General features: G+C 70.9%; 16 protein-coding genes and 3 tRNA genes. 4 read left to right on the forward strand and 15 right to left on the reverse strand.

From position 1 onward, the window contains the following. Positions 1–12: 12 nt before the first annotated feature. The 13 genes from ACFV0T_RS14310 to ACFV0T_RS14370 form a co-directional block, all read right to left on the reverse strand. The gene (locus ACFV0T_RS14310) at positions 13–405 is read right to left on the reverse strand and encodes a PPOX class F420-dependent oxidoreductase (protein WP_385778186.1); all 393 of its coding nucleotides are present in this window, start codon (positions 403–405) and stop codon (positions 13–15) included. Beyond that, entirely contained in the window at positions 402–1,916 is a 1,515-nt protein-coding gene (locus tag ACFV0T_RS14315) for an FAD-dependent monooxygenase (RefSeq protein WP_385778188.1), read from the reverse strand. Before ACFV0T_RS14315 ends, ACFV0T_RS14310 begins: the two co-directional genes overlap by 4 nt. Continuing rightward, positions 1,913–3,481, reverse strand: a complete 1,569-nt coding sequence (locus ACFV0T_RS14320) for an MFS transporter (RefSeq protein WP_385778190.1) — start codon at positions 3,479–3,481, stop codon at positions 1,913–1,915. Before ACFV0T_RS14320 ends, ACFV0T_RS14315 begins: the two co-directional genes overlap by 4 nt. Positions 3,482–3,532: 51 nt before the next feature. Then, on the reverse strand, positions 3,533–4,570 hold the full coding sequence (locus ACFV0T_RS14325; RefSeq protein ID WP_385778192.1) for a 3-oxoacyl-[acyl-carrier-protein] synthase III C-terminal domain-containing protein: 1,038 nt from the start codon (positions 4,568–4,570) through the stop codon (positions 3,533–3,535). Then, positions 4,557–5,393, reverse strand: a complete 837-nt coding sequence (locus ACFV0T_RS14330; protein WP_385778194.1) for an HAD family hydrolase — start codon at positions 5,391–5,393, stop codon at positions 4,557–4,559. Before ACFV0T_RS14330 ends, ACFV0T_RS14325 begins: the two co-directional genes overlap by 14 nt. A 4-nt stretch (positions 5,394–5,397) precedes the next feature. Then, positions 5,398–6,363: an aldo/keto reductase gene (locus ACFV0T_RS14335; RefSeq protein WP_385778196.1), complete on the reverse strand. Its 966-nt coding sequence runs from the start codon at positions 6,361–6,363 to the stop codon at positions 5,398–5,400. A 17-nt stretch (positions 6,364–6,380) separates the two neighbouring features. Beyond that, positions 6,381–7,613, reverse strand: coding sequence for a beta-ketoacyl-[acyl-carrier-protein] synthase family protein (locus ACFV0T_RS14340; RefSeq protein ID WP_385778198.1), 1,233 nt, complete (start codon positions 7,611–7,613; stop codon positions 6,381–6,383). Beyond that, positions 7,610–7,849, reverse strand: coding sequence for an acyl carrier protein (locus tag ACFV0T_RS14345; protein WP_385778200.1), 240 nt, complete (start codon positions 7,847–7,849; stop codon positions 7,610–7,612). Before ACFV0T_RS14345 ends, ACFV0T_RS14340 begins: the two co-directional genes overlap by 4 nt. 17 nt (positions 7,850–7,866) lie before the next feature. Continuing rightward, positions 7,867–8,913 carry a beta-ketoacyl-ACP synthase III gene (locus ACFV0T_RS14350; protein WP_385778202.1) on the reverse strand — a complete coding sequence of 349 codons (1,047 nt, stop codon included), beginning with the start codon at positions 8,911–8,913 and terminating at the stop codon, positions 7,867–7,869. Continuing rightward, complete coding sequence (locus tag ACFV0T_RS14355) at positions 8,910–9,905, reverse strand: AfsA-related hotdog domain-containing protein (RefSeq protein WP_385778204.1); 996 nt, start codon at positions 9,903–9,905, stop codon at positions 8,910–8,912. Before ACFV0T_RS14355 ends, ACFV0T_RS14350 begins: the two co-directional genes overlap by 4 nt. Before the next feature lie 678 nt (positions 9,906–10,583). Next, positions 10,584–10,660, reverse strand: a tRNA-Ile gene (locus ACFV0T_RS14360). A 166-nt stretch (positions 10,661–10,826) separates the two neighbouring features. Continuing rightward, positions 10,827–10,899: transfer RNA gene (locus tag ACFV0T_RS14365), tRNA-Asn, on the reverse strand. 5 nt (positions 10,900–10,904) lie between these two features. Then, positions 10,905–10,977: transfer RNA gene (locus ACFV0T_RS14370), tRNA-Asn, on the reverse strand. A gap of 158 nt (positions 10,978–11,135) precedes the next feature. Here ACFV0T_RS14370 and ACFV0T_RS14375 point away from each other — a divergent pair. From ACFV0T_RS14375 to ACFV0T_RS14390, 4 genes are all read left to right on the forward strand, one after another. Further along, a complete protein-coding gene (locus tag ACFV0T_RS14375; RefSeq protein ID WP_385778206.1) occupies positions 11,136–11,441 on the forward strand; it encodes a YtxH domain-containing protein in 306 nt (101 codons plus the stop codon). 100 nt (positions 11,442–11,541) lie between these two features. Further along, positions 11,542–12,996 carry an FGGY-family carbohydrate kinase gene (locus ACFV0T_RS14380; protein WP_385778208.1) on the forward strand — a complete coding sequence of 485 codons (1,455 nt, stop codon included), beginning with the start codon at positions 11,542–11,544 and terminating at the stop codon, positions 12,994–12,996. Positions 12,997–13,101: 105 nt separating this feature from the next. After that, the gene (locus tag ACFV0T_RS14385; protein ID WP_385778210.1) at positions 13,102–14,835 is read left to right on the forward strand and encodes an ABC transporter ATP-binding protein; all 1,734 of its coding nucleotides are present in this window, start codon (positions 13,102–13,104) and stop codon (positions 14,833–14,835) included. After that, the gene (locus ACFV0T_RS14390; protein ID WP_385778212.1) at positions 14,835–16,763 is read left to right on the forward strand and encodes an ABC transporter ATP-binding protein; all 1,929 of its coding nucleotides are present in this window, start codon (positions 14,835–14,837) and stop codon (positions 16,761–16,763) included. Before ACFV0T_RS14385 ends, ACFV0T_RS14390 begins: the two co-directional genes overlap by 1 nt. Positions 16,764–16,812: 49 nt before the next feature. Here the strand turns inward: ACFV0T_RS14390 and ACFV0T_RS14395 are convergent, their stop codons facing one another. Both ACFV0T_RS14395 and dnaG read right to left on the reverse strand, forming a co-directional pair. Beyond that, positions 16,813–18,273, reverse strand: a complete 1,461-nt coding sequence (locus tag ACFV0T_RS14395; RefSeq protein WP_385778214.1) for an RNA polymerase sigma factor — start codon at positions 18,271–18,273, stop codon at positions 16,813–16,815. Positions 18,274–18,424: 151 nt separating this feature from the next. Then, positions 18,425–20,329 carry a DNA primase gene (gene dnaG, locus ACFV0T_RS14400; RefSeq protein WP_385778216.1) on the reverse strand — a complete coding sequence of 635 codons (1,905 nt, stop codon included), beginning with the start codon at positions 20,327–20,329 and terminating at the stop codon, positions 18,425–18,427. Positions 20,330–20,372: the final 43 nt, after the last annotated feature.

Raw genomic sequence — 20,372 nt, forward strand, 5'->3', positions numbered from 1 at the left:
TCAAGCCGCGGTTCACTGGTGGCTGACCGCCGTGGGCTTGACCACGTACACGATGCGGTGCGCGACGTCCGGCGGCGGGCCGTCCAGTTTCATGCCGTACCGCTGCGCGAGCTGCGCGAAGAACTCGCCGGACGAGTCGTCGTCGATGCGCACCACCTCGCCGCGGATCTCCAGGTAACGGTACGGCTGGTCCGGGTCGTTGACCGACACCGCGACGTGCGGGTCGGCTGTGATGTTCTTGTACTTGTAGCGGACCGTCGTGTTGGTGAAGCGGACGTACTCTCCGTCCCAGGAGAACCACATCGGGTTCACCTGCGGGCCACCGCCCGCCGCCCGGATCGTGGCCAGATGGCCGAAGAGCGGCCGCTCCAGCAGGTCCCGGTGGCTTTCCGGAATGAGGCTCATACGGTGTGTTCCTTCACTCTCTCTCGTTCGTCCTGCCCGGCGCCGAGCAGGGGGCGGAACAGGTCCGTCAGTCGTGCCCGCATCGTGGCGACGTCCCTGGCGATCCAGTCCACGTGACCGTCCGGTCGGACGAGCACGAACGCGGGCCTTCCACGACGTGCCTCGGTGCGGACGTCGAGCACCGCGTCGAGCCGGTCGGCGCACCACCGGGTCAGCTCGCGCGCCGACTCGTCCCGCGTCCCCGTCAGGATCAACGTGTGGCGCAGATCGTCGAGTTCCTTCCGCAACGGCTGCGGCGCCAGCGCGCCGGGCACGAACCCGGCCGTCTTCCTCCCGGCCGAGGGTCCGGTCCGGTATTTCATCCGCAGACCGGCGAGCCACGGAACGTACGCCAGGTCGAAGAGACGCAGGCCCGACGCGACACGCAACAGGTTGTCGCGCAGGAGGACCTGGTGCCCCTTGCGCAGCAGCCACAGCTTCGTCTGCACGTCGGCCTGGCGCACCACCGCGCGCGCCACGTCCCCGCGCTCGCTCACATAGGTGTCGAGCAGCCGCTCGGCGCTGTGCCCGTGCCAGACCAGGGCGAGCTTCCACGACAGGTTGTGGGCGTCGTTGACACCGGCGTTGAGGCCCTGCCCGCCGGCCGGGCTGTGGATGTGCGCGGCGTCCCCGATCAGGAAGACCCGGCCGTCCCGTGTCGTGTCGGCGTGCCGCGCGTGCACGTTGAAGACGCTGATCCAGTCGGGGTCGCGGAGCCGGATGCCGCCGGGCCCGCGCTCGTCGACCAGGCTCTGCACCATGGCCAGGTCGGCGTCCTCCTGACTCACCCCGGCCGGCGCCGAGGTGAACACTCGCCAGCGGCCGTCCGGCAGGCCGCAGGCCACCAGGATGCCGCGTGGTGAGCAGAAGTAGTGCGTCATCCGGTGATCGAAGCGGGTGTCGACCATCACGTCCGCGACCACGAACCGCAGTTCGTACGTGGATCCCTCGAAGCCGATGCCGAGGTGGCCGCGGACCGTGCTGCTCGCCCCGTCCGCCCCGACGACGTACGCGAACTCCTCCTCGTGCTCGGTGCCGTCCGGATGACCCAGCCGGGCACGCACCCGGTCGTCCAGCTGCTCGAGGCCGAGCAGCTCGGTCCGCCACCGCACAGCGCCGCCGACCGAGGTGAAGTTGGTCCGCAGGACCTCCTCGATGTCCGGCTGCGGGCAGATCAGCGGGCGGGTCGCCGGCTTGTAGCGGAGGTTGGCGATGACCTTCCCGTCGGAGTAGTACCGCATCTGCGACTGGGGCAGTGCGCGGGTGGCCAGCAGTTCCTGCCCGCCGACCCGGTGGATCAGCTCGACGGTCCGCGGCCACAGGCCCAGCGCCTTCGACAGCGTGCTGGGGCCGTCGGCCCTGTCCACGCAGCGGACCGGTACACCACGCCGGGTGAGTTCGGTCGCCGCGGTGAGCCCGGCCGGTCCCGCGCCCACGACAAGGACGGGGAGCGCGTCCGCGGGGGCGGTCATACGGCCGCCTTCTCGACGGCGGGTTCGGCGGCCGCGGCCGGCTGGGCGCGCTCGCGCAGCATCACGCTCACCAGCACCGCGCTCGCGGCGCAGATGGCGACGACCACCCACAGCACCAGGTGCAGGCCGTCGGTGTAGCTGCCGGTGAGCAGGTCGAGGAAGTCGGAGCGAGCGGGACCCGCGACGGCGTCGGCCGCCCCGGCCATGTCGCCGCCGATCACGCGGTCGGCCACGCCGCCCGCGTCGATGCCGTTCGCGCCCTGGACCGCGGACAGGCCGTCGGAGATGTGCGAGCGCGTCGAGTTGAGCAGCACGGCGCTCATCACGGCGATGGCGAACGCCTCACCGGCCAGGCGCATCGTGTTGAAGAGTCCGGCGGCGGCACCCGCCTGCGCCGGCTCCACGGAGGTGATCGCCGCACCGTCCACCAGACCGGCCGTCATGCCCATCGAGATACCGAGCAGCAGCAGCGGACCGGCCAGCGCCGGCACCGGCACGTCCGGCTCGATCAGGGTGAGCCAGCCCGCGCCCACCGCGGCGACCACGAGGCTCAGGGTGAGGACGAGCCGGGTGGACACGCCGCTCTTGACCAGCTTGCTGACGACGAGCGGAACCACCAGGACCGGCAGGGTGAGCAGCATCATCGTGGCGCCCGAGGCGTTCGTGCTCATCCCCGCGACCCCGGTGAAGTACGTGGGCAGCAGCACCAGCAGGCACACGAAGCTGAACGACAGCGCGACGGGGATCAGCGAAACCGCCATGAAACGGCCCTGCTTGAGGAGCGAGAGCTGGATCATGGGCTGGCGCTGCCGCAGTTCGGCGACGGCGAACAGTGCCATCAGCACGACCGACCCGGCGAACAGCAGCAGCGTTCCACCGCTCGTCCAGCCGTGCTGCGGCCCCTGGACGATGGCGTACATCAGGCAGAACAGGGACAGTGTGAACGTGATGGTGCCGGCCCAGTCGACCTTCGTCGCGGCGGGGTTCTTCGACTCGGGCATCAGCGGCACCGCGACGAGCACGAGCACCGAGATGGCCAGGTGCGAGAGGAACACCGAACGCCAGCCGAAGGTGTTGACGAGCAGACCCGCGGTCGACGGGCCGAGTGCCAGGCCGGCACCGGCCGACGAGCCGAGGATCGCGAAGGCCCGCGCCTGGGCGGCGCCCTCGAACGTCGTGGCCAGTATGGCGGCACCCGAGGTCATCACCGCCGCGGCCCCGAGCCCGGCGAGCGCGCGCGCCACGTCGAGCACCACGATGCTCGACGTCACCGCGCTAGCCAGGGTCGACAGGGCGAACAGGGCGGTACCGGCGGCGAACATCCGCCGTCGGCCCACGATGTCCGCGAGCGAGCCGCAGCCCAGCATGAAGCAGGCGAAGGCGAGGTTGTAGGCGTTGACCACCCACTGCAACGGGGCGAGCCCCACGTGCAGATCGGAGTTGATCTCCGGAAGTGCGACGGAGGTACCGGTCAGCGAGGCAGGCAGGACCAGGACGGCAAGACAGACCGCGACAAGCGTCAAAGTCGGATTGCCGCGACCGGTGTCCGGACGAGCCGTACTCATGAAAGGTCCCCTTTCAAGGGGTTGATGGGGGGATGGGGTTAACGGTGGGGATCAGCGGGTGGGCCGGGCGACGACCGCGCACGTGAAGCCGAAGCCCCCGCCCGCCGAGATGGTCAGGGCGATCTCGCCGGGCGCGAGGAGCTCCTGCTCCCGGATGTCGGTCAGGTTCGCCGCCATGTCACCGGCTCCCAAATGGCCGGTGCGGTCGCCCAGTTCGACGATCCTGGCCTTGGTCAGGCCCTCGACCGCCGGGTGGTACGTCTCGCGGCGGACCTTGATGCCCACCCTGGGCAGAGCGAGAACCCGGATGCGGGGGTCGTCGACGTCGATGCCGGCCTCCTCCAGCGCGGTCGTGACGATGTCGCGCAGAGCGACATGCACTCCGCTGTAGAAGCCGTCGAGGCCGACATCGGTGATGAACGCCTTCTTGGTGCGCTTGACGTCGATCCGGTCGCTGTTCCACCGGCTCGCCGGGGTGAACTCGTCCCGGCCGCGGTGCAGCCCCTCGGCCGCCGAGACGGCGGCGCTGGACAGTCCGAGGAGCGTGAACTCATCGAGAGAGTCGTCGCGTTCGTGCAGCAGGATCGCTGTCGCCCCGTCGCCGTAGAAGACGCCGTAGTCGCCCGCCCAGCGGTCGAAGCCCTCGTCGGGGAAGCGGTCGCCGGTGGTGACCAGCGCGGTGCCGACGGTGCTGTCGGCCAGGAGCCGCGACGCGGCCGCCTCCAGTGCGGTGCCGCCGCCGTTGCACATCACCTGGATGCCCAGCGGTACACCGCGCACCGCGCCGACCCGGTGCGCCACGTAGTGCGCGGGGGACCAGAAATCGTGGCCCTGGTGATGGATCCAGGCGTGCGTGGTGAAGCCGAGGCCGGCGCCGTCCCAGCCCGCCGCCGCCAGCGCGCCGCGCGCCGCCTCCACCGCCATGTCCGGCGCCGAGACCGTCCCCGAGACCGGGACTTCGGTGACACCGGTGTTCGTCAGGTCGTCCTCGCCGATCCTGCCACGCGCGACGGCGTCCAGGGCGGTCTCGACGGTCCCCGGCAGCCACGTCCGCACCGCCCTGATCCCCAGCCCGTTACCGAGTCGCATGTGCGCGTTCCTCCGTGTTCGACGTGGAGGGAGCCCGCAGGGCGGGGGGAGGTGAGGTCGCCGCAGAGAAGGCGGACGGGTGCCTGGCCGGGTCCGTAGCGGCGGTCCCCTGTGCCACCGCTGCGGACCCGGCGGTCCCCGGCAACCGGATCCAGCCGAACCTCTCGGCGTGTTCGGCGAGCACCGGGTCGTCCCCGACGACCCCCGCGCCACCCACGCAGGTGAGCAGCGGCAGATCCGACGCGTGGTCGCCGTACGCGACGCACTCCTCGGGACGCGCGCCCGACCGGTTCATCAGTGCGCGGGCGGCCGTGGCCTTCGCCTCGCCGATCATCGCGGTGCGCACCTCGCCCGTGTACCGGTCCGCGACCACCTCGGGCTCGCCGCACAGCAGATGGTCCGCGCCGAGGTGCTCCGCGATCGGTTCGAGGCAGGCCCGGAACGACCCCGAGACGAGCGCGACTTCGCATCCCTCTGCCTGGAGCCGGTGCAGTTCGCGTACGGCCTCCTGGTGGAGGAAGCCGTCCCGCTGCCGCTCGCGGGCGAACCAGCGGCGCCCGCTCTCGGCGACCGCGGCCTCCTCCATCCCCGCGTAGTTCCGGTAGTAGGCGCGGTTGGTCTCCTCGCGGGGCACGCCGGCCCGAGCCGCTCGCGTCAACTCGTCGGCGGCCGCGCGGTATCGGTCGGGATCGGCGAGGTGGAACTCCAGGAAGGAGAACATGCTCTTGCTGTCGATCAGCGTCTCGTCGACGTCGAAGAACGCGATTCGGACGGGCCGTGCGGGCCGGCGCCCGCCGCCGGCGGGTCGGATGTCGTCGCTCATGCGCTCAGTACCTGCTTCCGACGGCGGCGGGCAACGCGGCCAGGTCGGCCAGGTCCTCCTCGGTGAGGCGGACCTCCACCGCGGCCAGGTTCTCCCGCAGATAACGGGAGTTCTTCGTGCCGGGGATCGGCACCACGCGGTCGCCCTGCGCCAGCGTCCAGGCGATGGCCACCTGGGCGGGCGTGACCGAACGGCGGTCGGCGACCTCCCGGATCACGTCGACGATGCGCTGGTTCGCCTCCATCGCGGCGCGGTGGAAGCGCGCGTTGGCGGTGCGGAAGTCGCTGTCCTCGAACTGGCCGGGGTGCAGGGTCCCGGTGAGAAAGCCGCGGCCCAGCGGCGCGAACGGAATGAAGCTCGCCCCCACGCTCTCGCACCAGCCGACCATCCCGCCCGACTCGCCCTCCAGCGCGTCGCGTGTCCACAGCGAGAGTTCGGACTGGACGGCGGTCACCGGGTGGATCCCGTGTGCTTCGCGGGCCTGTGCGACGGTGGCCTCGGACATGCCGAGCCAGCGCACCTTGCCCTCTTCGACGAGCTCCGCCATCGCGCCCCATGTCTCCGCCAGCGGCACGGCGGGTTCGATGCGATGGACGTAGTAGAGGTCGATGACGTCGATGTTCAGCCGGCGCAGGCTGGCTTCGACCGCTGTCCGCAGGTAGGCCGGCGAGTTGTCGCGGTGGGCCGCCCGGTGCTGAAGGTCGTCCAGGACGATGCCGAACTTCGTCGCGACGACCGCCTCGTCCCGGCGGCCCGCGACGGCCTTGCCCAGTAGCGTCTCGTTGTGGCCCGCCCCATAGAGGTCGGCCGTGTCCAGCAGGTTCCCGCCGAGGTCCAGTGCCTCGTTGATGACCCGGATGGAGCGTTCGTCGTCTCGGGCGGACTCCTGGTAGAGCCAGCTCATGCCCATGCACCCGAGGCCGACGCTACCGATCTCGATTCCCGTGTTGCCCAGTTTTCTCAGGCGCACCTTTGCTCCTTCTGCTCTCAGACGGCCGCGAATACGAGTGCGGCGTTGTGGCCGCCGAAACCGAGTGATGTGCTCACCGCGACTTCCAGGTCCGCCTCTGCCGCCTTGCCCGACGTGACGTTGAGGTCGATCTCGGGGTCGAGGTCGGTGAGGTTGGCCGTCGGCGGGACCACACCATGGCGCAGCGCCAGCGCGGTGAAGGCGGCCTCGATGGCGCCCGCGGCGGCGAGCGCGTGCCCGGTGACGCCCTTCGTCGAGGTGACCAGCGGGCGCTCGCCCAGGACCCGGCGCAGTACGCGGCCCTCGGCGACGTCGTTGAGCGGGGTGGAGGTGCCGTGGGCGTTCACGTGGTCCACCTCGTCCGCCCCCACACCCGCGTCGGCGAGGGCGGCGCGCAGGGCGCGCTCCATCCCGGCTCCGCTCGGGTCGGGCGCGGTGGCGTGGTAGGCGTCCGTCGACGAGCCGAAGCCGATCACGTCGGCGTAGACCGAGGCACCGCGCGCCCGCGCGTCTTCGGGCCGCTCCAGTACGAGGATCCCCGCGCCCTCCGCCGCGACGAAGCCGTCGCGCGCCGCGTCGAACGGCCGGGACGCGGCGGCCGGATCCTCGCGCCGCCCCGAGAGCCCGCCCATGCGCGTCAGGCCGGTGATGGTCGCGGGCGTCAAGGCGGCCTCCGCGCCACCGGCCAGCACCACGTCGCAGGTGCCGGACCGCAGCAGGTCCCGGGCCAGGCCGATGGCGTTGGAGCCGGACGCGCAGGCGGTGGCGGTGACCATGCTCGGCCCGAACGCCTTGACGTCGATGGCCATGTGGCCCGCGACCATGTTCGACATCCCCATGGGGATCATCAACGGGGAGACGCTCTTCGGCGCGTCCTCCAGGAACCTGCGGTGCTGCTGCTCCCATGTTCCCGTACCGCCGAGCGAGTTGCCGACGATGACGCCCACGCGGGTGCCGTCCCAGCTCTCCGGGTCGAGACCCGCGTCGGCCACCGCCTGGCGGGCGGCGACGATCGCCAGCTGCGTGAAGCGGTCCAGCCGCCAGGCGTTGCTCGGCCCGAGCCGCGCCCCGGCGTCGAAGCCCGGCACACGACAGGAGAAGTCGACGGGCAGGCCGGCGAGTTCGGGATCGGGAGCGGCGGTCGACCGGCCGGAGCACACCCGCTCCCAGCTCGTCCGCGCGTCGAGGCCGGCCGCGGTCACGAGTCCGACACCGGTGATCGCCACGGCCCTCTTCGAGAGGAGGGTCACGCCCGCACGCCCTGGGATTCGATGAGCTCGACGGTGTCCGCTATGGTCGTCTCGCCCTGGAGGACTTCGTCGCTGAGGTCGACCCCCAGATCCTTGTTGATGAGCATGGTCAGCTCGATCAGCGCGAGCGAGTCGAGGGCGAGATCCTTGTAGGAGATCCCCGGCTCGATCTGCGCGGCGGGCACGCCGAGCTGGGAGACGAGAAGACCGGTCAGCTTTTCCTGTACAGCGCTCATGGTTCCGCTTTCTTCGTTCACTTCGTGTAGGTGGATTCAGCGGGCGCCGGGGGGCCCGGCAGTGGTTCGACGGACACCTCGGGAAACTCCAGGGCCGCGGCCCCCCAGGTGAGGCCTCCGCCGAAGGCGCACAGCAGCACCCGGTGCCCCGGCGCGATCGAGCCCGTGTGCACCGCGTCGGCCAGTGCCAGCGGGATGGAGGCGGCGACGGTGTTGCCGACCCGGTCGAGGTTGACCACCAACTTCTCCTCGGGCAGTCCGAGTTCATTGCCCACGGCGGTCAGGATGCGGATGTTCGCCTGGTGGGCGACGAGTCGGTCGACGGACTCGACGGGCCAGTCGAGCTGTTTCGCCAGCCGCCGCGACGACTCGCTCATCCGCGTCACGGCGTTGCGGAACACCGAACGGCCCTGCATCGTGAAGAACTCGTCGCCCGGTGCGTCAAGGCCCTTCGAACGGTGCTCGGACCCGCCGCCCGGCACCGTGATCAGGTCGGCCTGGGAGCCGTCGCTGGCCAGGTCGAACCCGAGCATCGCGCCGCGTTCCCGCAGGCTTCCGGCGCGCAGCACCGTCGCCCCCGCGCCGTCCCCGAAGATCGCCCTGGTCGTACGGTCCCCGGGGTCGAGGATGGTGGAGAAGGTGTCGGCGCCGATCACCAGGGCGCTGTCGGCGATCCCCGCACGGATCATGCTCGACGCGGTCGCCAACGCGTACACGAACCCGGTGCAGACGGCGGCCACGTCGAACGCGGGTATCTCTCCGAGCCCGAGCCGGCTGGCCACTTCCGGCGCCGTGGCCGGGCACGGGTGGTCCGGGGTGCTCGTCGCGAGGACGAGGAGGTCCACCGAGTCCGTGCCCGCCGAGGCGAGCGCCCGCGCCCCGGCCTCGACGGCGACGTCCGAGGTGGACAGCCCCGGCGGGACGACGAACCGCTGCCTGATCCCGGTGCGGGTGGTGATCCACTCGTCGGTGGTGTCGAACTGCCCGGCGAGGTCGTCGTTGGTGATCCGCGTCGGCGGCAGCCAGCCTCCGAGTCCCGCGAGTACCGCGGCCCGTCCGCTCACCGTGCGCTCCGGTGCGACGCGGGAACGGCCGAGGTCTCCACGGTGCCGGACGCGACCTCGTCGCCGTTCTGCCGGAAGGCGATCCGGAAGATCTGGATCCCGTCGGTGTCGCGCTCGGGGACCGCGCTGACCGTGGTGGGCGCGTCGAGTTCGGCGAACTTGGCGAAACCGATGTCGAACCCGATCAGCGTGGACCCGGCCGCGGGCCGGCCGAGGAGCCGGGCGCCGGCGAGCAGGGCGGCCTGCCGTGCGGCCTCCGTGAGCACCATGCCCGGCAGGTGGTCCTGCGCGTGGTCGAACATGCTCGGGTTGTCGTTGGGCGTCCGTACGCCGGCGGAGATGCCGTCACCGTCGCGCACCGGGGCGATGAGCAGGGCGTTGACCGGCGCCGCGCGCCCGAGGTCCTGAGGGGCGACCGTCGCCGGGACGGTCGCGACGTCGTCGGACGAGACGGGCGGGCTGCCGCGCCGCTTCGACCGGACGAAGGAGTACGTCCCCGACGACAGGTAGCCGACCGCCATGCGCACCTCGCCGACCTCCTCCCCGCGGAGCAGGAGGCGCATCTCGTACGTGACGGATCGGACGGCCGCGGTCGCGCCGACGGGTCGGTCGGTCGCGACCTCGATGGTCAGCTCCGCCGGGTCGCCGGAGTGCGCGGTGAACAGGCCGGGGAGCCGCATGGACCACGACTGCAGGACGAACTTCGTGTCGCTGTCGACGCCGAGGTGAGAGTGCGCGCCGTAGGTCTCGGCCTGCCGAGCGCATTCCAGGAGCAGGATCGGGTCGACGACCGAGTGACCGATGTGATCGGTGAAGTAGGCGTGCGACGAGGGGAGTTGGGCGCCCGCGAGGAAGCGCTGCCCGTCGACCGCCGAGGTGTCGGTGAGGAACACTTCCGACAAGGCCCGGCGGTGGAGGAGGCGCCGGTCGACAGACCGGACGAACTCGAGCGCCCGGACACCGGACGCAAAGGTACTTGTGGACACCGTCATCGGCGGGTAACCCCCTCCCAAGAGCGCGGTGGAACTCGCACCGGCGCTCTCGGAATCTCGTAGTCGTGCACCGGCGGACCAACGCGTCCGCGGTTGACGGTGACGAAATTAGCCACGGCGTCTTTCGTCCCGCTGTCCGAGCGTGTAAGGGGTCGCCGTCCCGCTGTCAGGACCGCTGCCATGGGGACTCTCGCGGGCGGTTCCGCGCGAGTCCGACGGTTCTCGTGGTGCGTGAACACGGGTGGGCCGGTCGCCGGCCTCGCGGTTCACCGGGGACGGGGTGCGCTGGTGGGTGTCGGCGGGCGTCCTGCTCGTCTCGCCCGAGCGGCCTGCCGGATGCCGGCAGAGTCCGCTCCGCCCGTGGCCGAGCGCGATGTCGACCGGCGGGAACCAGGGGGCGCACCGGGCCGGCCCGCCGGACCGACAGGTGGTGTGCGCGACCGGATCGACGGGCGGACAGGCCGGACTCAGCTCACGTACGTGTCCTCGAGGACGTCATGCTCTGTTCGGGCCATTACGACGTCGCCCTGCCCCGTACCCGCGGCCTGCGCACCGGACGGGCCGATCTCCCGAGCGGCGCCCGACTCCGAAGTCGCGAGCAGGGGATTCACTCCGCTGAGCGAGAGTTGACGTTCCGGCACTCAGCAAGGAACGTTTCTTCCGGTCACGGACCGGCACTGGTGGGGCGGGTGGGACTCGAACCCACGGCCGACGGATTATGAGTCCGCTGCTCTAACCGGCTGAGCTACCGCCCCATACGGCGTGTCGCGTACATGTGTGCGCGCCGTCTGCCGCAGCATAGCCGCTCATACGATCTCCTGCTTCGTATGGTCGACTTCGCATGACCATGAGGACCGTGCTGCCGTCCGAGCGGTTCCCCCGGACATGAAAAAGGACCCCTAAGGGTCCTCGTTCAGCATGCTCCCCCGACTGGACTCGAACCAGTAACCTGCCGGTTAACAGCCGGCTGCTCTGCCAATTGAGCTACGGAGGACCGAGCTCCCCCGACTGGACTCGAACCAGTAACCTGCCGGTTAACAGCCGGCTGCTCTGCCAATTGAGCTACGGAGGAATGCCTCGTTGCATCGAACGCATCTCCCTGGGTATTCGCCAGGGGGCGGACGCTCGCTGCGACACATACATTAGCGCAAGCAGGGGGGTGCTCCGCCAATCGGTACTCCCCGGCTTCGATGCCGCGCCAGAGACCTACGCAAGGGAAGGGCGGTCGCCATGCGCTACCGGCTCACGTTCGTCGCCGGACTCGTCCTGGGTTACGTGCTGGGCACGCGGGCCGGGCGCGAGCGCTACGAACAGCTGAAGAAGTCCGCGCGTCAGGTCGCGCAGAACCCTGCCGTGCGCAACACCGCGGAGTCGGCCGCCCAGCAGGGCCGCCAGATCGCGGGCAAGGCCTACCACGTGGTGAGCGAGAAGGTGGGCGAGCGGATGCCCGACTCGGTCTCGGACCGGGTGCGCTCGCTGCGGACGCGCAACGGTGCCGGAGCGGGCGAGGACGACTGGGGGACCAGCAATACGTAACGCAGGTCACAGGGCCGGAGGCCAGATGACAGACGAACTGCAACGTCCCTGAGGCTTCACCCGGCACCGACACCTCTCCCGGTGCGGCAGAATTTTGAGCATGGGGATAGTCGCCGGGTTGGACAGTGCGCCCGATTTCACTCGTATCGTCGTCTGCGACGCGGACACGGGAGCCGTGCTCAGGCAGGGCTATGCGCCGCATCCGCTGGAGGCAGGCGAGGGCGGCGGGCGGCCGGCCGACGTCGATCCGCAGGCCTGGCTGCTGTCCCTGGGCGAAGCCGCGGGCGGCGGGCTCCTGGAGGGCGTGCAGGCCATCGGCGTCTCCGCGCAGCAGAACGCGATCGTGCCGCTGGACAGCCAGGGCAACACCGTGCGGCCTGCGCTGGTCGGCGGCGACCGGCGGGCCCAGGTCGCGGCGGCCGACCTGGTGGACGCCCTCGGCGGGCGCGAGGCCTGGGCGCAGGCGGTGGGCTGTGTGCCGCAGGCGGCGCAGCCGGTGACCAAGCTGCGCTGGCTGGCCCGGAACGAGCCCGACAACGCCCGGCGCGCCGCCGTACTGCTCCAGGCCCACGACTGGCTGGTGTGGCAGCTGCTGGGGCGTCCGGTGCGCCGGACCACCGACCGGGGCGGGGCCTCGGGCACCGGGTACTGGTCGGCCGCCACCGGTGGCTACCGGCCCGACCTGGTCGAGCTGGCGCTCGGCCACCAGGCGATGCTGCCCGACGTGATCGGCCCGTCCGAGGCGGCCGGCACGACCCCGGAGGGGCTGCTGATCTCCGCCGGTACCGGCGAGACCATGGCCGCCGCCTTCGGGCTCGGTATCGGCCTCGGTGACGCGGTCGTGTCGCTGGGGGCGTCCGGTTCCGTGATGGCCGTCCATCCCGAGGCGCTGGTCGACCAGAGCGGGATGATCACCTCACTGGCCGACGCCACCGGCATGCACCTGCCGGTCGTCACCACCCTGAACGCCGTACGCACCCTGCGCGGCACCGCCGAGCTGCTCGGCCTCGCCGATCTGGAGGCGCTGTCCGACCTGGCGATGAAGTCGACGCCGGGGTCGCACGGCCTGGTGCTGCTGCCCTATCTGGAGGGTGAGCGGACGCCGAACCTGCCGCACACCGCCGGGACCCTGGCGGGCCTCAGGCGCGAGTCGATGCGGCCGGAGCACCTGGCGCGGGCCGCGTTCGAGGGCATGCTGTGCGGGCTCGCGGACGCGCTCGACGTGCTGCGCGGCCGGGGCGTGGAGGTGCGGCGGGTGTTCCTGCTGGGGGCGGCCGCGGAGCTGCCCGCCGTCCAGACCGCGGCGCCCGCGCTGTTCGGCGCGCAGGTCGTGGTGCCGCAGCCCGCCGACTACGCGGCGATCGGCGCCGCCCGGCAGGCCGCCTGGGCGCTCGGCGCCTCCCAGGGCACTCTCGACCCGCGCACCCCGCCCGCCTGGCAGGGCGCGGCCGCGCAGGTCCTGGAGCCCGGTGAGGAGCTGGCGGTGGGACAGGCGGTGCGCCAGCAGTTCGTGTCGGTGCGGGAGCAGACCCATCCGGGGGCGTTCCGCGGATGAGGGCGATCCGTTGGCTTAATCGGTTGAGGTAACACCGGTGGAGTGTCGGACGATAGGGGCCAGGGGCAACCGTCCGCCCCTTTCGCCGACTCCGAGAGACGTAGCGTGCTCATACGACTTCTGCGGGCCTATCTCAGGCCCTACAGAAAACCCATCGCTCTCCTGGTGCTGCTGCAGTTCCTGCAGACCTGCGCCACCCTCTACCTGCCCACGCTGAACGCGGACATCATCGACAAGGGTGTCGTCGACGGCGACACGGGCTACATCCTCAGCTACGGCGCTGTCATGGTCGGCATCTCGCTGGCCCAGGTCGTCTGCAACATCGGCGCGGTCTACTACGGCGCCCGGACGGCGTCCGCGCTCGGCCGGGACGTGCGGGGTGCCGTCTTCGACCGGGTGCAGTCGTTCTCCGCCCGGGAGGTGGGCCGTTTCGGCGCCCCCTCGCTGATCACCCGGACGACCAACGACGTGCAGCAGGTCCAGATGCTGGCCCTGATGACGTTCACCCTGCTGGTGTCGGCGCCGATCATGTGCGTGGGCGGCATCGTCCTGGCGCTCGGTCTGGACGTCCCGCTGTCCGGGGTGCTGGTCGCGGTCGTCCCGCTGCTGGGCATCTGTGTGACGCTGATCGTGCGCCGGCTGCGCCCGCTGTTCCGGGCCATGCAGGTGCGCCTGGACACCGTGAACCGGGTGCTGCGCGAGCAGATCACCGGCAACCGGGTCATCCGCGCCTTCGTGCGCGACGACTACGAGCAGGAGCGCTTCCGGAAGGCGAACACCGACCTCACCGACCTCGCCCTGGGCACCGGCAACCTGCTGGCGCTGATGTTCCCGGTGGTCATGACGACCGTGAACCTGTCGTCGATCGCCGTGGTGTGGTTCGGCGCCCACCGCATCGACAGCGGCGGGATGCAGATCGGCGACCTGACCGCGTTCCTCGCCTATCTCATGCAGATCGTCATGTCCGTGATGATGGCCACCTTCATGTTCATGATGGTGCCGCGCGCGGAGGTGTGCGCCGAGCGCATCCAGGAGGTCCTGGAGACCTCCTCCAGCGTGGTGCCGCCGGTCGCGCCCGTGCGGGAACTGCGCCGCCACGGCCATCTGGAGATCCGCGGGGCGGGCTTCCGCTACCCGGGTGCCGAGGAGCCGGTGCTGAAGGCCGTCGACCTGGTGGCGCGCCCCGGTGAGACGACCGCGGTGATCGGCTCGACCGGCAGCGGCAAGTCGACCCTGCTGGGTCTCGTACCGAGACTTTTCGACGCCACCGACGGCGAGGTGCTCGTCGACGGGACCGAGGTCCGCGACCTCGACCCGCAGCTGCTGGCGAGGACGGTCGGGCTGGTGCCGCAGAAGCCGTACCTGTTCGCGGGCACGGTGGCGACCAACCTGCGCTACGGCAATCCGGACGCCACGGACGAGGAGCTGTGGCACGCGCTGGAGGTGGCGCAGGCCAAGGACTTCGTCGACGGGCTGGAGGGCGGCCTCGACGCGCCGATCGCGCAGGGCGGCACGAACGTCTCGGGCGGTCAGCGGCAGCGGCTCGCCATCGCGCGTACGCTCGTGCAGCGGCCGGAGATCTACCTCTTCGACGACTCCTTCTCCGCCCTCGACTACGCCACCGACGCGGCGCTGCGCGCGGCGCTGGCGGACGAGACCGCCGAGGCGACCGTCGTCATCGTCGCCCAGCGGGTGTCGACCATTCGCGACGCCGACCGGATCGTCGTGCTCGACGAGGGCCGGGTCGTGGGCACCGGCCGTCATCACGAGCTGATGGCGGACAACGAGACCTACCGGGAGATCGTGCTCTCCCAGCTGACGGAAGCGGAGGCCGCCTGATGGCCGGGCCGATGGGGCGGATGATGGCCGGGACCGGCCCGGACAGCCGCTCGCTGGACTTCAAGGTGTCGGGCAGACGGCTGCTGAGCCACTTCAAGCCCGAACGGGTCACCATCTACGTGCTGCTGACGTGCGTGGTGGTGAGCGTGGGCCTGAACGTGATCGGGCCGAAGATCCTCGGCAAGGCCACCGACCTGGTCTTCGCGGGGATCATCGGGCGGCAGATGCCGGCCGGGGCGTCCAAGGAGCAGGTGCTCACGGCGATGCGCGAGCGGGGTGACGGCTCGGTCGCCGACATGCTCCGCAGCACGGACTTCACGCCGGGCCAGGGCATCGACTTCGGTGCCGTCGGCGACGTGCTGCTGCTGGCGCTGAGCACGTTCCTCGTCGCGGGCCTGCTGATGGCGTTCGCGACGCGGCTGGTGAACCGGGTGGTCAACCGGACGATGTTCCGGATGCGGGAGGACGTGCAGACGAAGCTGTCGCGGCTGCCGCTGTCGTACTTCGACCAACGGCAGCGCGGCGAGGTGCTCAGCCGGGCCACGAACGACATCGACAACATCGGGCAGACGCTCCAGCAGTCGATGGGCCAGCTCATCAACTCGCTGCTGACGATCATCGGTGTGCTGGCGGTGATGTTCTGGGTGTCGTGGCTGCTGGCGCTGGTCGCGCTGGTCACCGTGCCGCTGTCGTTCGTGGTGGCGACCCGGGTGGGCAAGCGGTCGCAGCCGCACTTCGTGCAGCAGTGGCGCTCCACCGGAAAGCTGAACGCGCACATCGAGGAGATGTACACCGGGCACACGCTGGTGAAGGTGTTCGGGCGGCAGGAGGAGTCGGCGAAGCAGTTCGCCGAGCAGAACGACGCGCTGTACGAGGCGGGCTTCAGGGCGCAGTTCAACAGCGGGGTGATGCAGCCGCTGATGATGTTCGTGTCGAACATCAACTACGTGCTGGTCGCCGTCGTCGGCGGTCTGCGGGTCGCCTCCGGCTCGCTGTCGATCGGTGACGTGCAGGCCTTCATCCAGTACTCGCGCCAGTTCTCGATGCCGCTGACGCAGGTCGCGTCGATGGCGAACCTGGTGCAGTCGGGTGTCGCGTCCGCCGAGCGGGTCTTCGAACTCCTCGACGCGCAGGAGCAGGACGCCGATCCGATGCCGGGTGCCCGGCCCGAGGAGCTGCGCGGACGGGTCGCGCTGGAGCACGTGTCGTTCCGCTACGACCCCGAGAAGCCGCTCATCGAGGACCTGTCGCTCAAGGTCGAACCCGGGCACACGGTCGCCATCGTCGGCCCGACCGGCGCGGGCAAGACCACGCTGGTCAACCTGCTCATGCGGTTCTACGACGTCACCGGCGGGCGCATCACCCTCGACGGCGTGGACATCGCGCGGATGTCCCGGGACGAACTGCGCGCCGGGATCGGCATGGTGCTCCAGGACACCTGGTTGTTCGGCGGCACGATCGCCGAGAACATCGCGTACGGCGCCGCGCGGGAGGTCACCCGCGGGGAGATCGAGGAGGCGGCGCGCGCCGCGCACGCCGACCGGTTCGTACGGACCCTGCCGGACGGCTACGACACCGTGATCGACGACGAGGGCAGCGGGGTCAGCGCCGGTGAGAAGCAGCTCATCACCATCGCGCGGGCGTTCCTGTCCGACCCGGTGATCCTGGTGCTGGACGAGGCGACGAGTTCCGTCGACACCCGCACGGAGGTGCTGATCCAGAAGGCGATGGCGAAGCTGGCGCACGGGCGTACGTCGTTCGTCATCGCGCACCGGCTGTCGACGATCCGGGACGCCGACACGATCCTGGTGATGGAGAACGGGTCGATCGTGGAGCAGGGGGCGCACGCCGAACTGCTCGCGGCGGGCGGGGCGTACGCGCGGCTGTACCAGGCGCAGTTCGCGCAGGCCGTGGCCGAGGTCGACTGAGGCGGCCGACCTACGGCCCCGAGGGCCGCTCACCCGAAGTGGGCGGCCCTCAGTCCAGGTAGCCCCGCAGCTGGTCCGCGAAGGTGTGGTCGCGCAGCTTGTTCAGCGTCTTGGACTCGATCTGGCGGATGCGTTCCCGGGTCACCCCGAAGATGCGGCCTATCTCCTCCAGCGTGCGCGGGCGGCCGTCGGCGAGCCCGTAGCGCAGCTGGACGACCTTTCGCTCGCGTTCGCCGAGCGTGGAGAGCACCGCTTCCAGGTGTTGCCTGAGCAGCAGGAACGCCGCCGACTCCACCGGTGAGGCCGCGTCGCCGTCCTCGATGAGGTCGCCGAGGGCGACGTCGTCCTCCTCGCCGACGGGGGCGTGCAGCGAGACCGGTTCCTGGGCCAGCCGCAGCACCTCGCTGACCCGCTCGGGCGCCAGGTCGAGGTGGTCGGCGACCTCTTCCGGGGTGGGTTCGTAGCCGCGTTCCTGGAGCATGCGGCGCTGGACGCGCACCACGCGGTTGATCAGTTCGACGACGTGCACCGGGACGCGGATGGTGCGGGCCTGGTCGGCGAGGGCGCGGGACATGGCCTGGCGGATCCACCAGGTGGCGTAGGTGGAGAACTTGTAGCCGCGGGCGTAGTCGAACTTCTCGACGGCCCGGATCAGGCCCAGGTTTCCCTCCTGGACGAGGTCGAGCATGGTCAGGCCGCGGCCGACGTACCGCTTGGCCACGGAGACGACGAGCCGCAGGTTGGCCTCGATCAGGCGGCGCTTGGCCATCCGGCCCAGCACCACCAGCCGGTCCAGGTCCAGGGCCAGCTGGCTGTCCAGGTCGGGGGTGTTGAGGAGCTTCTCCTCGGCGAACAGCCCGGCCTCGACACGGCGGGCGAGGTCGACCTCCTCGGCGGCGGTGAGCAGCGGGATGCGGCCGATCTCGCGCAGGTACTGGCGGAACAGGTCCGAGGACGGGCTGCCGGAATCGGCGCGGGCGGGCGGGAGTTCGACGGGCTCGGGAGCCTCCTCCTGCGCCGCCTCGTCGGCGGGTGGCTCCCCGGGCTCGGAGGACTCCGCCGGCTCGGACGGGACCTCCGGCTCCGCTTCGGGATGGTGCGCGGCACGGTCCTGTGGGGGCACGGCGACCAGCACGTCGGTCTCGGCGTCCGGCTCCACGCCGTCCGCGCCACCGTCCGTACGACTGTCCGTACCGCCGTCCGTACGACTGTCCGTACCGCCGTCCGTACGACTGTCCGTACCGCCGTCCGTACGACTGTCCGTACGGCCGTCGGTCCCGCCGTTCTTGCCGCGGTTCTTGCTGCGGTGCGTGCTTGCGTTGGTCTGGGTCAGGGTCTGGGTCTGCACGGGGGCGACCTCCAGGATGATCGCTGCTGAGGTGTGCGGCAGCGGTACTTCGGGGACGGAGTGGGCGGCCTCGCCGCTGTCCGTCCCGTACGCGATGAGCGGAACCGCGGGGGTGTGGGACCCGTTGGGGACGGATCGGCCGCGCTCCGAGGACTCAGGCACCGGAACCCAGTGTGGAGTACGACACATCGCCGCCACGAGGGGCGTGCGGTGACTTTTTGCGTCCGCTCCGTGACCGCACGGTTATCCCGGTGTACGGGTAGGCCTCTGCGCGGGACTCAAACCACGGGAACGGTGTACGGCCGATTCCGTGTCAGAGGGCGGCCGCGCCCTGCTCCCGCAGCGCCTGGTCGTACTGCTGGAGGATCCACAGCTCGTTCTGCACGGCGGCGAGTTGGGCCGGGTCACCGTGCGAGCCGAGGCGGGTGAGGCTGGACTGGATGTCACGGATGCGGCGCTCGACGGCCCGGCGGCGCACGGTCACGAGCTGCTCGCCCGCGTAGTTCTCGTCGACCGTCCTGCGCATGATCGCCTCGACCGCCAGTTCCGTCACCATCGCGCGCACGGTGTCGTCGGGGGCGGCCTCACGGACCCGGATCAGGTACTCCTGTCCGTCCTGCGTGCCGTACTCCGCGCCGCCCGCCTCCATGACGGCCTGGCGTACGGCCGCGTAGGCCGCGGCGGTGAACTCGTCGACGCCGTACGCGTCGAAGGCCGGGGAGACCAGCTCCGGGCGCTGGAGGGCGAGCTTGAGGAGCTCGCGCTCGGTGGCGTAGACGGGGTTGCGGAGGTTGAGGGCGGGGCCGCCGGCGGTGGGACGCGGGGCGGCGTCGTAGGGCTGCGTGCCGCCCCGGGCCGGTGCCGGGGCGCCCTTGCCGCCCCGGTCGCGGGCCCAACGGGCCAGCTGGGCCACCCGCTTGACCACGAACTGGGTGTCCAGGATGCCGAGCATGCCGGCCAGCTGGACGGCGACCTCGTGCTGGGCGCCGCTGTTCTTGATGCGGGCGACGATCGGGGCGGCCTCGTCGAGGGCGGCGGCGCGGCCCGCGGGGGTGTCGAGGTCGTAGCGCACGACGATCTGGCGCAGCGCGAACTCGAAGAGCGGGGTGCGCGGCTCGACCAGGTCGGCGACCGCCTCGTCGCCCTTGGCCAGCCGCAGCTCGCACGGGTCCATGTTGTCCGGCGCGATCGCGATGTACGTCTCGGCGGCGAACTTCTGGTCGTCCTCGAAGGCGCGCAGGGCCGCCTTCTGGCCGGCCGCGTCACCGTCGAAGGTGAAGATCACGCGAGCGCTGCCGTTGTCCATCAGGAGGCGCCTGAGGATCTTGATGTGGTCGCCGCCGAAGGCCGTGCCGCAGGTGGCGATCGCGGTGGTGACCCCGGCGAGGTGGCAGGCCATGACGTCCGTGTAGCCCTCGACGACGACCGCGCGGCTGGACTTGGCGATGTCCTTCTTCGCCAGGTCGATGCCGTACAGGACCTGGGACTTCCGGTAGATCGGCGTGTCGGGGGTGTTGAGGTACTTGGGGCCGTTGTCCGCCTCGTACAGCTTGCGGGCGCCGAAGCCGACGACCTCGCCGCCGATGTCGCGGATCGGCCACATCAGCCGGCCGCGGAAGCGGTCGATGGGGCCGCGGCGGCCCTCCTGGGAGAGACCGGAGAGGGTCAGCTCCTTGTCGGTGAAACCCTTGCCGCGCAGGTAGCGGGTGAGGTGGTCCCAGCCCTGGGGGCTGTAGCCGACGCCGAAGTGGACGGCGGCGGCCTGGTCGAACCCGCGCTCGGCGAGGAAGATCCGGCCGGTCTCGGCCTCGGGGCTGGTGGCGAGCTGCTCGGCGTACCACTGGGCGGCGACCTTGTGGGCCTCGACCAGGCGGATGCGTTCGCCACGCTGGTGGGCGGGGTTGTACCCGCCCTCCTCGTAGCGCAGGGTGATGCCGGCCTGGGCGGCCAGGCGCTCGACCGACTCGGAGAAGGTGAGGTGGTCGACCTTCATCACGAACGTGATGGTGTCGCCGCCCTCCTGGCAGCCGAAGCAGTGGAAGAGTCCCTTGCTCGGGCTGACCTGGAAGGACGGCGACTTCTCGTCGTGGAACGGGCAGAGTCCCTTGAGGTTGCCGCCGCCCGCGTTGCGCAGCTGGAGGTACTCGGACACGACGGCGTCGATCGGGACCGCGTCCCGTACCGCCTTCACGTCCTCGTCGTTGATCCGTCCTGCCACGTGGTGATTCTACGGGGGCGCACCGACACCCGAGCGCTTCGCC

This window comes from Streptomyces sp. NPDC059582 (assembly GCF_042735715.1).
Lineage (GTDB): Bacteria > Actinomycetota > Actinomycetes > Streptomycetales > Streptomycetaceae > Streptomyces.